The 13,599-nt window shown below is 67.7% G+C and carries 10 protein-coding genes, 1 pseudogene and 1 riboswitch; of the genes and pseudogenes, 7 read left to right on the plus strand and 4 right to left on the minus strand.

The features are described from left to right. The first annotated feature begins 1 nt into the window (after position 1). From M1L58_RS04095 to M1L58_RS04105, 3 genes are read left to right on the plus strand one after another with little or no spacing between them, the layout of a single operon-like run. On the plus strand, positions 2–1,000 hold the full coding sequence (locus tag M1L58_RS04095; RefSeq protein WP_248657921.1) for an ABC transporter permease: 999 nt from the start codon (positions 2–4) through the stop codon (positions 998–1,000). Then, on the plus strand, positions 997–3,069 hold the full coding sequence (locus M1L58_RS04100; protein WP_248657922.1) for a dipeptide ABC transporter ATP-binding protein: 2,073 nt from the start codon (positions 997–999) through the stop codon (positions 3,067–3,069). Before M1L58_RS04095 ends, M1L58_RS04100 begins: the two co-directional genes overlap by 4 nt. Beyond that, entirely contained in the window at positions 3,066–4,718 is a 1,653-nt protein-coding gene (locus M1L58_RS04105) for an ABC transporter family substrate-binding protein (RefSeq protein WP_248657923.1), read from the plus strand. The genes M1L58_RS04100 and M1L58_RS04105 overlap by 4 nt, the downstream gene beginning before the upstream one ends. Before the next feature lie 243 nt (positions 4,719–4,961). Here M1L58_RS04105 and thiD read toward each other — a convergent pair whose 3' ends face one another. Further along, on the minus strand, positions 4,962–5,813 hold the full coding sequence (thiD, locus tag M1L58_RS04110; RefSeq protein ID WP_248657924.1) for a bifunctional hydroxymethylpyrimidine kinase/phosphomethylpyrimidine kinase: 852 nt from the start codon (positions 5,811–5,813) through the stop codon (positions 4,962–4,964). Further along, entirely contained in the window at positions 5,810–7,486 is a 1,677-nt protein-coding gene (thiC, locus tag M1L58_RS04115; protein WP_248657925.1) for a phosphomethylpyrimidine synthase ThiC, read from the minus strand. The genes thiD and thiC overlap by 4 nt, the downstream gene beginning before the upstream one ends. Beyond that, positions 7,478–7,592: riboswitch (TPP riboswitch) on the minus strand. Its footprint overlaps the gene before it by 9 nt. Before the next feature lie 183 nt (positions 7,593–7,775). On the opposite strand from thiC, the gene M1L58_RS04120 reads away from it, so the two are divergent. Next, positions 7,776–8,123: a GNAT family N-acetyltransferase gene (locus M1L58_RS04120; protein WP_248657926.1), complete on the plus strand. Its 348-nt coding sequence runs from the start codon at positions 7,776–7,778 to the stop codon at positions 8,121–8,123. Between the two features lie 324 nt (positions 8,124–8,447). Here the strand turns inward: M1L58_RS04120 and M1L58_RS04125 are convergent. Together M1L58_RS04125 and M1L58_RS04130 are read right to left on the minus strand one after the other, a co-directional pair. Further along, positions 8,448–8,804 (minus strand): annotated as a pseudogene (locus M1L58_RS04125) (PucR family transcriptional regulator ligand-binding domain-containing protein); the annotation flags it as partial. A gap of 85 nt (positions 8,805–8,889) precedes the next feature. Continuing rightward, entirely contained in the window at positions 8,890–10,554 is a 1,665-nt protein-coding gene (locus tag M1L58_RS04130) for a (2,3-dihydroxybenzoyl)adenylate synthase (RefSeq protein ID WP_248657927.1), read from the minus strand. A 158-nt stretch (positions 10,555–10,712) separates the two neighbouring features. On the opposite strand from M1L58_RS04130, the gene M1L58_RS04135 reads away from it, so the two are divergent. From M1L58_RS04135 to M1L58_RS04145, 3 genes are read left to right on the plus strand one after another with little or no spacing between them, the layout of a single operon-like run. After that, positions 10,713–12,083 carry a salicylate synthase gene (locus M1L58_RS04135; protein ID WP_248657928.1) on the plus strand — a complete coding sequence of 457 codons (1,371 nt, stop codon included), beginning with the start codon at positions 10,713–10,715 and terminating at the stop codon, positions 12,081–12,083. 47 nt (positions 12,084–12,130) lie between these two features. Beyond that, complete coding sequence (locus M1L58_RS04140) at positions 12,131–12,379, plus strand: acyl carrier protein (RefSeq protein WP_248657929.1); 249 nt, start codon at positions 12,131–12,133, stop codon at positions 12,377–12,379. A gap of 29 nt (positions 12,380–12,408) precedes the next feature. Continuing rightward, complete coding sequence (locus M1L58_RS04145) at positions 12,409–13,575, plus strand: acyl-CoA dehydrogenase family protein (RefSeq protein ID WP_248657930.1); 1,167 nt, start codon at positions 12,409–12,411, stop codon at positions 13,573–13,575. Positions 13,576–13,599 lie beyond the last annotated feature (24 nt).

Genomic DNA, 13,599 nt, shown 5'->3' on the forward strand with positions numbered 1-13,599 from the left:
GATGGCCATGCTCCCGCCGGAACCGCGCGGGCCGCAGTCCGGACACCTCGACGCGGCCGCCCCGATCATGGGTGAGACCGGCGGTGTCCTCGACGAGTCGGACACCGCATCGGCGCCCCTGGTCCGGCGACGCAGCGGCCGGGCCAAGATCTTCGCGAAGCGATACGCACGCAACCGATCTGCGCTGCTCGGCCTGGCCATCTTCGGATTGCTCGTGCTCTTCGCCGTCTTCGGCGGGCTGTTCACCGCCTACTCCTACACCGACACCGATTTCCTGGCGATCGGCTTCCCGCCGTCGACTCAGGGGGTCGAAGGCGCCCACTGGTTCGGCACCAACGACGCCGGCAACGACCTGTATGCGCAGGTGGTACACGGACTCCAACGCTCGCTGACGATCGCCCTGGCCGTGTCGATCGGGACGACCGCGATCGCCGCGTTCCTCGGCGGACTCGCCGCCTACTTCGGCGGTTGGGTGCAACGCGTCGTCCTGGGCGTCGTCTATCTGCTCCTCGTGGTCCCGACGTTCCTCATCCTCGCCCTGGTCTCCAACAGCACCGGCGGTGACTGGCGGTGGCTGATCGTCGTGCTCATCGCGTTCGGCTGGATGATGCTGGCGCGCGTGATCCATTCACTTGCGCTGACCGTCCGCGAGCGCGACTACGTCGCCGCCGCAAGGTATCTGGGCGTGTCCCCGGTGACGATCATCCTCCGGCACATCCTGCCCAACATCGCGTCATTACTGGTCATCAACTTCGCCCTCGGCGTCGTGGCCACGGTGCTCGCCGAGACCGGGCTGTCGTTCCTCGGGTTCGGCGTGAAGATCCCCGACGTCACCCTCGGCTCCTTGCTACAAGCGGGTGCCGGGACGCTGGCCGCGTCGCCGTGGCTGTTCTGGTTCCCCGCTGCCGCACTGGCACTCCTCACGGTCTCGATGGCGCTCATCGCCGACGGCCTGCGCGACGCCTTCGACCCGACGTCGCGTGGAGGTGCCCGTCGATGACGAATCCCGATGCGGTGCTGACGGTCCGCGATCTGAGAGTGGACTTCGGTAGCGAGGCAGGCACGGTGGAGGCCGTCCGCGGTCTCGACTTCGACCTGCGGGCCGGCCGGACCACCGCCATCGTCGGTGAATCCGGGTCGGGCAAATCGGTGTCGGCTCTGGCGGTTCTGGGGCTGCTGCCGGACACCGCACGCGTCAGCGGATCGGTCGCGCTACGGAATCGAGAACTGATCGGGTTGTCGGACAAGGAGATGTCCGCGGTCCGGGGTTCGGAGATCGCCATGGTTTTCCAGGACCCGTTGTCGTCGTTGACCCCGGTGTTCACCGTGGGAGCGCAGATCTCCGAGGCGGTGCGGGCCCATCAATCCATCACCGCCAAGCAGGCCTGGTCGCGGTCGGTCGAACTGCTCGACCTGGTCGGGATCGGTGATCCGCAGCGACGCGCCAAGGCCTTTCCGCACGAGTTGTCCGGCGGGATGCGGCAACGCGTGATGATCGCGATGGCGATCGCCAACGACCCATCCGTGATCATCGCCGACGAACCGACCACCGCGCTCGACGTGACCATCCAGGCGCAGATCCTCGAGGTACTCGCCACCGCCCGGCGCGAGACCGGCGCCGCGATGCTGCTCATCACGCACGATCTCGGCGTCGTCGCGGGGCAGGCCGACGACGTCGTGGTGATGTGCGCCGGCCGGGCGGTCGAGACCGCCGACGTCGACACGCTGTTCGGCGGACCGCGGATGCCGTACACGATCGGATTGCTGGGAGCGGTGCCGCGGGTGGACCGCCGGGCCGATGCGCTCATCCCCGTCCCGGGAACGCCTCCGGTCCTCATCGACGTACAGGACCGCTGTCAGTTCGCACCACGGTGTCCCGTCGCGATCGACGACTGCCGTCGGAGCGAACCGGAACTGGTGAAGGTGACCGGCGACCACCGGGCTGCGTGTATTCGCGTCGGGGAGATCGATGTCGACGGTCGGGTCGGCGGCGAGCCGGTGTTCCCGCCGCCCGATGTGCCCACGGCGCCGACGGCGGTCGTCGACCGCCAGGAACGGGAGACCGTCCTCGACGTGGTGGACATGACCAAGGTCTTCCCGCTGACGAGCGGCTTCCTCAAGCGCCGGGTGGGTTCGGTGCGGGCGGTCAACCGGATCAGCTTCGACATCCGGCGCGGCGAGTCGATGGCCCTCGTCGGGGAGTCGGGCAGCGGCAAGTCGACGACGTTGCTGGAGATCATGGACTTCGCGCAACCCGAGGGCGTCGTCCGGATCGGTGGGGTGGACCCGGCTGCGGTCCGGTCACGCGAGGCCCGCGCGCTGCGACAGAAGACGTCGATCGTCTTCCAGGACCCGTCGGATGCCCTCGACCCGCGATTCACCGCTTACGACATCATCGCCGAACCGCTTCGCGCGCTCGGGGTCTCGAAAGCGGAGACCGAGGAGAAGATCACCGATCTCATGCGGCGCGTCGGACTGGATCCCGTTCACGCAGACCGTTTCCCCGCCGCCTTCTCCGGCGGCCAGCGACAACGTCTCGCGATCGCGCGAGCTCTCGCCACCGACCCCGACCTGATCGTCCTCGACGAGCCCCTGTCAGCGCTCGACGTCTCGGTGCAGGCGGACGTTGTCAACCTGATCCGCCGCCTGCAGGCCGACAGTGACGTGGCGTATCTGGTTGTGGCCCACGATCTCTCCGTGGTCCGCCATCTCGCCGACCGCGTCGCGGTGATGTATCTGGGTTCGATCGTGGAGTCCGGGCCCACCGAGGCGGTCTTCGCCGAGCCCGCGCACCCCTACACCCGGGCACTCTTGTCGGCCGTACCCGTTCCGGACCCGCGCGTCGAACGGAGGCGGCAGCGCATCGTCCTGACCGGCGAACAACCGAGTGCGACAGACGAGATCGTCGGATGCAGTTTCACCAGCCGTTGTCCGTTGCATGCGCAGCTCGACGAGGAACGCCGTGCACGTTGCCGGACGGTCGTGCCTCTCCTGCGGCCGACGGATCAGGACGACGCCCCAGCGGTCGACCACCGAGCAGCATGCCATTTCCTGGAGGTGGACCGGTGAAGCGCTGGTCGGTGATCATCGCCGCGGTGGTCGTGGCCATCGCCTGCGTCACCGGTTGCGGTGCCGCGACCGACACCGGTGCGGTGAAGACCGAAGGAGCCTCGCTCAACCTGCAACCGCGCGAGAACCTGAAGGACGGCGGCAGTCTCACGACCGTGCTGCCGGAGGTGTCGGCCCAGTGGAACACCTTCCACGCCGACGGCAACGTCTACACCCTGGCCCTGTGGCGCTGGTACAACCCGCTGCTCGCCTACTTCACGCCAGACGGGCGGTACCTGCCGAATCCCGACTACCTCACCGACGTACGGACCGAGATCGTCGGCCGGGACACCGTGGTCACCTACACCGTCAACCCGAAGGCCTTCTTCAACGACGGCACACCGATCGACTACCGCGCCTTCGTCGAGACCTGGCGTACGAGCCGGGGCGTCGACGATCGCTACCTCGTCAGTTCCAGCGACGGGTACAGCCAGATCGCCTCGGTCACCCGCGGTGCCGACGACCGTGAGGTCGTCGTCCGCTTCGACGGCGTCTACGCCTGGCCCGACGGCCTGTTCAACGTCGTCCTCCATCCGAAGGCCGCGGCCCCCGATGTCTACAACGAGGGTTATGTCCGGAAGCCGCATCCCGAATGGGGTGCGGGGCCGTTCACGATCGCCTCCTACGACGCCGACAACGGGACCGTCGTTTTCGAACGAAATCCCAAGTGGTGGGGGAAGCCTGGCAAACTCGACAGTCGGATCTTCCGGCAGATGGAGTCCCAGGCAGCGCTCAACGCTTTCCAGAACGGCGAGATCGACGCGACCGGGGTGGCCGCCAAGGACGCTCGCGCGCGGGCCCTCACCATGAACGGCATCGACATCCGCACCGCGGCGGCACCGCAGCAGTCGTTGCTCGTACTCAACCTCGACACCCCGATCCTGTCCGACCGGCGCGTCCGGGAGGCCGTGCTCTCCGCGGTCGACCGGGAGACGCTGTCGCGCATCAGGTTCACCGGTCTCAACTACACCGAGGAACTCCCCGGTTCGTTGTCGCTGTACCCGTTCCAGCCTGGTTATGAGGACAACCTGTCGAAGGTGCTGTCCTACGACCCGGCGAAAGCCGAGGAGCTGCTCGACCGGGCGGGGTGGCTGAAGGGTGGGGACGGCATCCGCAGCAAGGACGGCAGAAGGTTGTCGCTCGAGCTGCCCAACATCGGCGACGACACCACGACCCAGAACCTGTCCCGCGCGCTCCAGGCGATCCTGAAGAAGGTGGGCGTCGATCTCACTGTCCGCCAACGCCCGTCGGCCGACTTCTCGCAGGTCGTGGTCAACAAAGAATTCGACCTACTGCTGCTCGGCTTCTCCTCCAGCGATCCCTTCGGCATGGCCTACTTCTGTCAGGTGTGGTGCACGGGCTCCCAGCTGAATCCCGCCGGTGCCGGTTCCCCGGAACTCGATGCACAGATCGATGCGATGTCGCGGATCGGCGACCCGATGGCCCAGATCAAGGCCGGGAACGAGTTGGAGCGCGAGGCCTTCGCCCAGTTCTCCAACCTCCCGCTCTTCAACGGTCCGTCCATGGTCGCGGTGAAGGAGGGCCTCGCCAACTACGGGGCGGGACAGTTCTACGTCGGTCCCATCGAGGACGTCGGCTGGGAGAAGTAGATCTGCGCCTACTCACCCGCTGCCTGAGGTGCGAGCGCCGCGCCCCCCGCGCTCCCTGAGGTGCGAGCGCCGCGCCCCCCTTGCTCCCTGAGGTGCGAGCGCCGCGCCCCCTTGCTCCCTGAGGTGCGAGCGCAGCGAGCCACGAAGGGCTGGCGACGTCGGCTCACCAGGCCTTCGTGGCTCGTCGCCCATGCTCCTTGAGTAGCCGAGGAGCTTGCGACGAGGCGTATCGAAAGGTGTCGCCTACTCGCCCACCCGCCACAGCGGGTTCACCGGGCCGTGTCCGGCGCCCAACGGATAGGCGGCGGCCAGGCCGCGGGTGACCCACTTCTTCGCGAAGGAGACCGCGTCGGGAACCGAATAGCGATGTGCCAGGGCACAGGTGATCGCCGCGGCAAGTGTGTCGCCGGCGCCGTGGTCGTGGGTCGTGTCGACGCGCTCGTGGTTGAGTTCGATGAACTCGGCGCCGTCGTAGAGCAGGTCGGGGGAGTGGTCGCAGGACCGTAGGTGTCCGCCCTTGACCAGCGCCCAGGCAGGTCCGAGATCGAACAACGCCTTCGCCGCATCGCGCTGCGAGTCGGTGTCGACGACGTCGATCCCGGTGATGAGCCGCACCTCGTCGAGGTTCGGCGTCACCACCGTGGCCAGCGGGAAGAGGTTGTCGCGCAGGGTATCCAGGGCGGAGTCGGCGAGTAGTTGGTTCCCGTGCATCGAGGCACACACCGGGTCGACGACGAGCGGGGAGGAACCGTCGCGACCGATGCCGCTCGCCGAGCACTGCGCGACCACGGCATCGATGATCGGTGCCGACGCCAGCATGCCGGTCTTGGCGGCGCCGACGCCGATGTCGTCGGCGACTGTCGCGATCTGGGCGGCCACCGTTTCCGGTGCGATCTCCTGGAAACCGCTGACGCCCAGGGAGTTCTGCACGGTCACCGCGGTGACCGCGACACAACCGTGTAGGCCGAGGAGCGCAAAGGTACGCAGGTCGGCCTGGATGCCGGCGCCACCGCCGGAATCCGATCCGGCGATGGTCATCACGCGGACCGGTGTCTCTCCCGGTGCCGCGACCGGCAACAACTCGACGTCGGTCACGCAGTACCTCCGGGAACGGTCTCGAGCGGCAGGTACACGCGGTTGCCCGCCTCGGCGAACTCGGCCGACTTCGCCGCCATCCCCTCGGCGATCTTCCGGTCGATGTCCTCGGCGGTCACCAGGTTGTTCTCCTCGGCGTAGGCGCGCACGTCGGCGGAGATCCGCATCGAGCAGAACTTGGGGCCGCACATCGAGCAGAAGTGTGCGGTCTTCGCGGGTTCGGCCGGCAGCGTCTCGTCGTGGTACTCGCGGGCGGTGTCCGGGTCGAGGGCGAGGTTGAACTGGTCAAGCCAGCGGAACTCGAAGCGCGCCTTGCTCAATGCGTCATCACGCTCCTGTGCCCGGGGGTGGCCTTTGGCGAGGTCCGCCGAGTGGGCCGCGATCTTGTAGGTGATCACGCCGACCTTCACATCATCGCGATCGGGCAGTCCCAGGTGCTCCTTGGGTGTTACATAACAGAGCATGGCGGTGCCCGCCTGGGCGATCATCGCCGCACCGATGGCTGAGGTGATGTGGTCGTAGGCGGGTGCGATGTCGGTGGCGAGGGGGCCGAGCGTGTAGAACGGTGCCTCCTCGCAGAGTTCCTCCTCGAGACGCACGTTCTCGACGATCTTGTGCATCGGGATGTGCCCCGGTCCCTCGATCATCACCTGCACACCATGGGATTTGGCGATGGTGGTGAGTTCGCCGAGGGTGCGCAGTTCGGCGAACTGGGCCTCGTCGTTGGCGTCGGCGATCGACCCCGGGCGCAGTCCGTCGCCGAGAGAGAAGGTGATGTCGTAACGACGGAAGATCTCGCACAGCTCGTCGAAGTGCGTGTACAGGAACGACTCCTGGTGGTGCGCCAGGCACCAGGCGGCCATGATCGATCCGCCCCGCGAGACGATGCCGGTGACCCGGCGGGCGGTCAGCGGCACGTAGCGGAGCAGGACGCCGGCGTGCACCGTCATGTAGTCGACACCCTGCTCGGCCTGCTCGATCACGGTGTCGCGGTAGATCTCCCACGTGAGGGCGACAGGATCGCCGTTCACCTTCTCGAGGGCCTGATAGATCGGTACGGTGCCGACCGGCACGGGGGAGTTGCGCAGAATCCACTCGCGGGTGGTGTGGATGTCGGCGCCGGTCGACAGGTCCATGATGGTGTCGGCGCCCCATCGGGTGGCCCACACCATCTTCTCGACCTCGTCGGCGATCGAGCTGCGCACCGCTGAATTCCCGATGTTCGCATTGATTTTCACCGCGAATCTCTTGCCGATGATCATCGGCTCCGACTCGGGGTGACGATGATTCGCCGGGATCACCGCGCGTCCGATGGCCACCTCGGAGCGAACCAGCTCGGGGTCGACGCCCTCGCGCGCCGCGATGAACCGCATCTCGTCGGTGATGATCCCTGCTTGCGCCCAGGCGAGTTGGGTGCTCGCTCCGTCGACGGGTTCCGGACGGTGCCATTCGTCGCGGGTCGGCGGCAGTCCGCGCTCCACGTCGATGACCGCATCGGAATCGGTGTACGGCCCGGAGGTGTCATAGACGTCGAGATGTTCACCGTTGGTGAGGTGGATTCGACGCTGCGGTACGCGGAGGTGATCGACGGTGAGGTAGTGCTTGGAACTTCCCTCGATCGGTCCGGTCGTCAGACCTGAAGTCGTGGGTGTGGTGGATACACGTGTGCCCATGATGGTTCTCCCTACGCCGGCATTACCCGGACAGGTTCGAGCGGTCGGCGACCGCCCGTCGCCATCTCAGCCCTCGGTCATCGTGAGAGCCCCCGCGTGTGTAGTTGTGTTGCGGTTGCCACCTTACAACGGCGGTCAACACCCGAGGCCGCGCCCGGGAAGATCACCGGGAGGTCTCGTCAGTTACGGATCCGTAAGGTACGGTGTGACCCTGGTCACAAGGGGTCCTTACGTCGAGCCGCGGCGTCATGCAGGTGACCCGCCACAGTGATCACGTGAGGAGGTGTAGGTGTTACGCCAGAACCGGCATCGGCCGCCGCAGTCGGCGCGATCCATCCTGCAGCAGATCGCGCAGGTGGTGCACAACCCCGACCGCGAGCGGTTCGAACTCTGGGTCGCGGGAGATCTCGTCGGCGTGCTCGGCTACTCGACCGAGACCGTCGACGGTCAGACCACCATCACCGTCCTGCACACCGTGCTCTACGACGAATACAGCGGTCACGGACTCGCCACCCGTCTCACCCGGACGGTCATCCACTTCGCCCGGGAACGTAACGCGCGGCTCCGACCGGTGTGCTCGTTCACCAAGAACTATCTCGACCGTCACCCGGGGGTTGTGACGCTCGCCCCCGTATAAGGCGCGCGTCGATGTCCATGGCGGCGATCAACTGAACACGATTTGTACATCGCGGCGATGACCCGGTAGTACCTCGCGGGCGTACGGTTCGGCGGTGACCCGGACCGCGAGGACATCGATGACCGCAGTGGTAGAGACGACCGTCGGCGGCCCGCACCTCGAACAGGTGCGCCGCTTGGTCAACCTCATCGACGGCCAGTGAATCGAGGGTGAGGACACCCAGCTCGTCAGCACGAGTCCCACCTACCCCGATGTCGTCGTCGCCGAGGGGCGTTGTGCGAGTGCTCGACAGGTCGACGCCGCCGTCGACGCCGCATGTCGCGGCTTCGCCATCGCGATGAACGGGGTGGGGGGCGGCACCGAAAGGATGGGGAGACCCAGTGCGTCGCCGGCGGCGCAAATGCCTTCGGGGACGGCGTCGAAGGTGGTTCCGGTGTCGACGGCGAGCGCGGCCGCACGCGCCTGCGCGAGGCGCGAGACGTACTCGAACTGCTGCGCGTCCGAGGAGCCGATCGGTAGACCCGTGGTCATCACCAGCTCGCAGCCGGTGATCCATGGGGTGGGGTCGGCGAGCTCGATCGCGTGCGCCCATTCGATCACCCGATCCGCGCGCTCGTGTCCACCCACGAGAGTGAGTCCCAGGTCTGTGTTCTGGGCGAGACGCCGCACGGTCAAGGCCACGGCGACTCATCTCCTCGCAGGTCGGCGGACGGTCGGAGCCGTCCATCTGTGCGTCAGAGCATAGCGAGGGCGCCGGGAGTGGAGGTCATCCCGCTGAGGACACCAGCTGCTCTCGTAGAACCTTCTTGTCGATCTTGCCGACGGCGGTGACGGGCAGGGTTCGGACGACGCGGACGACGTCCGGCAGCTTGAACGACGCGAGGCCGCGGTCGGCGAGGAACGTGCGAAGCGTGGCCAGCTCGAGCGGCTGGGCCGGCGGATGGTCGTGGGAGAGCACGACCGCGGCGCAGATCTTCTCGCCCAGCGCGTCATCGGGCAGCCCGACCACCGCGACCTGCCGCACCGACGTGTGTGCGAGCAGGTTCTCCTCGACGTCGTCGGCGGCCACGTTCTCACCGGCCCGGACGATGGTGTCCTTGATACGACCCGTCACCGAGAGGTGTCCCGACGGCAGCCGGGTCACCTTGTCGCCCGATCGGTAGAAACCGCCGGGGGTGAAGGACTTCTCGTTGTGTGCGTCGGCCCGGTAGTACCCGCGGATCGTGTACGGGCCGCGAACGAGCAGTTCGCCTTCTTCACCGTCGGGGACGTCAGCCCCCTCCTCGTCCACGACGCGCACCTCGTCGAACTCCGACATCGGCGAGCCCTGGACCTCATGCACGAGATCCCGCGGCTCATCGGGCCGGGTGTAGCAGATGAGGCCCTCGGCCATGCCGAACACCTGCTGGACCACGTTGCCCAGTGCCTCGTCGAGGGCGACCGCGTCCGGGTGGGCCAGCTTGGCGCCGCCGACCTGCAGAAGTCGCAGGGAACTGATGTCCGCGGGCTCCCACTCGGTCGCCGCGCACCACAGCTGTGCGAGGGCTGGGACCAGCGCGGTCACCGTGACGCGGTGCCGTTCGATCAGGTCGAAGGTGTTGTCGGGACTGGGGTTGTCGGTGAAGACGACGTGGCCGCCGACGCCGAGGACGCCGAGGATTCCAGGGCAGCACAGGGGGAAGTTGTGGGCCGCGGGCAACGCGACGAGGTAGGTGTCGTCGGCGGTCAGCTCCGCGACCTCGGCCGACAGTCGTGCGTTGAGGTCGTAGTCGTCATGCGTGCGCGCGATCAGTTTGGGCAGGCCGGTGGTACCGCCCGAGACCAGGAACAGGGCCGGGAGTTCGGCGCTCGGCGGGTCGGGGAGATCGACCGACGCGGGGTCCGCTTCGGGTGCCGGTGCGAACGGGCCGGGATCGCCGGAGATGAACACCTGCGCGACGGCCGGGACGCGGGACTGCAGCTCGGTGGCGAGATCCCGGAAGTCGAAGCCGCGTCGACCGTCCTCGCCGATATAGGCGACGGCCCCGGCGCCGGCGGCGAGATGGGCGATCTCGGTGATCCGGTGCGCGGGCAGGGTCATGACCGGTGCGACGCCCGCGCGGAGCAGACCGAGCAGATTCACGACGAACTCGAGCGAGTTGTTCTGCTGGAGGACGACGCGTTCTCCCGGGCGGAGTCCGGCCTCGACGAAACCGGCCGCGCGACGCAGCGAGGCCTCGCGCAGTTCGGAGTAGGTGAGCGTCCGCGGCCCGTCGATGGAGGCATCGGTGACGGCCGGGGCGTCGGGGGCGCGGTCGATGCTGGCGTCGAAGCCGGCGAACAGTGGGAGTCCGCGGAACAGTCCGGCGTCGCGGTAGCGGTCTGCCTGGGCGTCGGCGTACGGGGTGAAACCGTCGAGCAGGTCGGTCGCGTGGTCCTGAGGCGTCGGCATGGGACCCATTCAAACACAGGCAGGATAGGGTAACCTTACCGGTCGGTCGGGGTGGAGGATTCGTGCGGTACTCTGCCTACTCGGACGGTCTGTTTGATTAGGCTGTCCTAATATCCCTAGGATCACTGGTGCTGCCGCCCACGACCGGAGGACAAGACATGTCGCTGACGACCGACTCGCGGACATCGAGGATCGATGCTGCGGAACTCGGCCTCGACGGGGCGGCCGGTCTGATCGCTCCGGCGGCACCGCTCACCGAGACGGTGGCCGCCCGGATCTCGGCGGCCTGGGCCGGTTCCGGCGAGTTCGGCGACCATGTCGTCTACGAGCGCGGCCGTCGATGGACCTTCGCCGCGGGCGTCCGCGTGCGAGTCGTCGTCACCCGCCGCGAGGTCATCGTCGACGACCAGGGTCGCCGGACGACCACCGCATGGCAGGGCGATCCGGCCGACGCGCTGGCCGCGGCGACGGAGTCCCTGTCGGTCGCCGATTGGCGTCTCTACGGGTGGGTCGGTTTCGACTTCTGTGCGCCGTACCACGGCATCCTCGAACGCGTTCCCGACGACACGGTGCTCGCGCATCTGATCGTTCCCGAGTTCGAGGCCTTCGTCGACGCGGACGGGGTGGACACCGGCACCGCCGACCCGGAGCGATCTCGTCGTCTTCTCGAGATCGCGGCCACCGCAGGCGATCCCGGGACGTCGCGCCCCGTCGACGTGCGGGTGGACACCGAGGACTACCGCGGCCGCGTCGCCGCCGCCGTCTCCGAGATCGCGGCCGGTCGCTATCAGAAGGTCATCCTCTCCCGCGCAGTTGACGTCCCCTTCGCGGTCGACATCCCCGCCACCTACGCCCGCGGCCGGGCCGACAACACTCCGGCCCGCTCCTACCTGCTGTCGCTCGGCGACCTCTCGGCTGCCGGATTCAGCCCCGAACTCGTGGTCGCGGTGCACGCCGACCGCACCGTCGTGACCGAACCCCTGGCCGGGACAAGGGCTTTCGGAGTCTCAGCCGATCACGATGCGGCCGCTCGGGCCGAACTCCTCGGCGACGCCAAGGAAGTCGCCGAACATGCGATGTCGGTGCGCGCGTGCTACGACGAGATCGCCTCGATCTCGGCCGCCGAGACGACCGCGGTCAGCACGTTCATGGAGGTACGCGAGCGCGGCAGCGTCCAGCACCTCGCCTCGACGGTGAAGGGCACCCTCGCCGAGGGTGAATCACCCTGGCGTGCACTCGAAGTCGTCTTCCCGTCGATCACCGCTTCGGGAGTTCCCAAGACCGCGGCCGTCGACGCCATCGACCGCCTCGAGTCCCGGCGGCGCGGGCCGTACTCCGGTGCGGTCCTCGTCGCGTCGTCGTCGGGTGAACTCGAGGCGACGCTCGCCCTGCGCACCGTCTTCTCGTCCGGGGGCAAGGCGTGGCTGCGGGCCGGCGCCGGCATCGTCGCGCAGTCGACGCCGGAACGCGAGTTCGAGGAGACCTGCGAGAAGCTGGGCAGCGTCGCCCCGTACGTCATCCCACGCTGACCGGCCGTTACGTTCGAAGCACCACCTAGTCCACCAGGAGTCATCACATGTCCGACCACATCACCGAAGCGCTGCACGGCATCCTCACCGAGGACCTCGACCTCGCGCTCGGCGAAGTCACCCGCGACTCGCGGCTCATCGACGACCTGGGCCTCGACTCGGTGGCATTCGCCATCGGCGTCGTCGCGATCGAAGAGCGTCTGGGTGTGAAGCTCTCCGAACGCGAGCTCTTCGAGTCCAAGACGGTCGGCGATCTCGAGGACCTGGTCCGCGCGAAGGCCGGGACGCCGGCCTGAGCCGGAACGAGATACGAGTCGGGGGAGAGGTGAGCGTGGACACCGGAGTGCAGACGTACGCAGAACTGCTCGACGAGGCGTTCGACGAGAAGGTCGCCGCGTGGACGGCCCAGGCCGAGAGCGATCACCGATTCCCGCGACCACTGCTCGAACACCTCGGTGAGGCCGGGGTTTTCGCCCGCAAGTGGGAAGACCGCAAGCTCACCGACCTCCACGACCACTTCGCTCTCGGCCGTCATCTCGGCTCGCTGGGCTCGGCCGCGATCGGTGTCGGTGTCAGCCTGCACGATTCGGCCATTGCCATCCTCCGCCGTTTCGGGCGGAACGACTTCCTGAAGGACCTGGCGCAGCGGGCGATGACCACCGACGCCGTCCTGTGCATCGGTGCGTCCGAGGAACAGGGCGGTTCGGATCTGCAGAACTCGGAGACGCGAATCTTCGCCGAGGACGGCGGCTACCGGGTTGTCGGCGCCAAGAAGTTCGTCTCGCTCTCACCGATCGCCGACCACATGTTCGTCGTGTGTCGCGGTGTCGAGGACGGCCCCGACACCGGTGGCAACGTCGCGCTGGCCGCCGTGCCGATCGACAGGGTCCGCGTCGGTGCGCCCTACGAGAAGCTGGGCGCCGGACCGCTCGACACCGCGCCGGTCACCATCGACACCTGGATCCCCGAGGAGGCGCTGATCGCCCGGCCCGGAACGGGGCTGGCGGTCATCAGCTGGGGGCTTGCGCACGAACGCTATTCGGTCGCCGCGCAGATCGCGGCCGCGTGCGAGGTGATGCTCGGCGTGACGCTCGCCCGCATGATGGAACGCACGCAGTTCGGCAAGAAACTCTACGACCATCAGGCGCTTCGTCTGCGGCTCGCGGATCTGCAGGCCCGCGTCGACGTGCTGAGCTACTCGCTCGACGGCGTCGCTGCCGGGGGAAAGATCAACCTGCGCACCGCCGCCGCGCTCAAGGCGACCGCGGCCAACCTCGGTGAACGGGTCGCGTCGGAGTGCCTGCACATCTTCGGCGGGATCGGTTATCTCGAGACCGAGACGCCGATCGGACGCTGGTGGCGCGACATGAAGCTCGCTCGCGTCGGGGGCGGCACCGACGAGGTGTTGTGGGAACTGGTCGCGGCGGCCATGAAACCCGATACCGAGCGTTACCACCAGTTCTTTTCCCATTCCCTCAACCAGGCGCCCTGAGCGTCCCTCATCCAGGCGGTCATC

Source organism: Gordonia sp. C13, assembly GCF_023218005.1.
GTDB lineage: Bacteria > Actinomycetota > Actinomycetes > Mycobacteriales > Mycobacteriaceae > Gordonia > Gordonia namibiensis.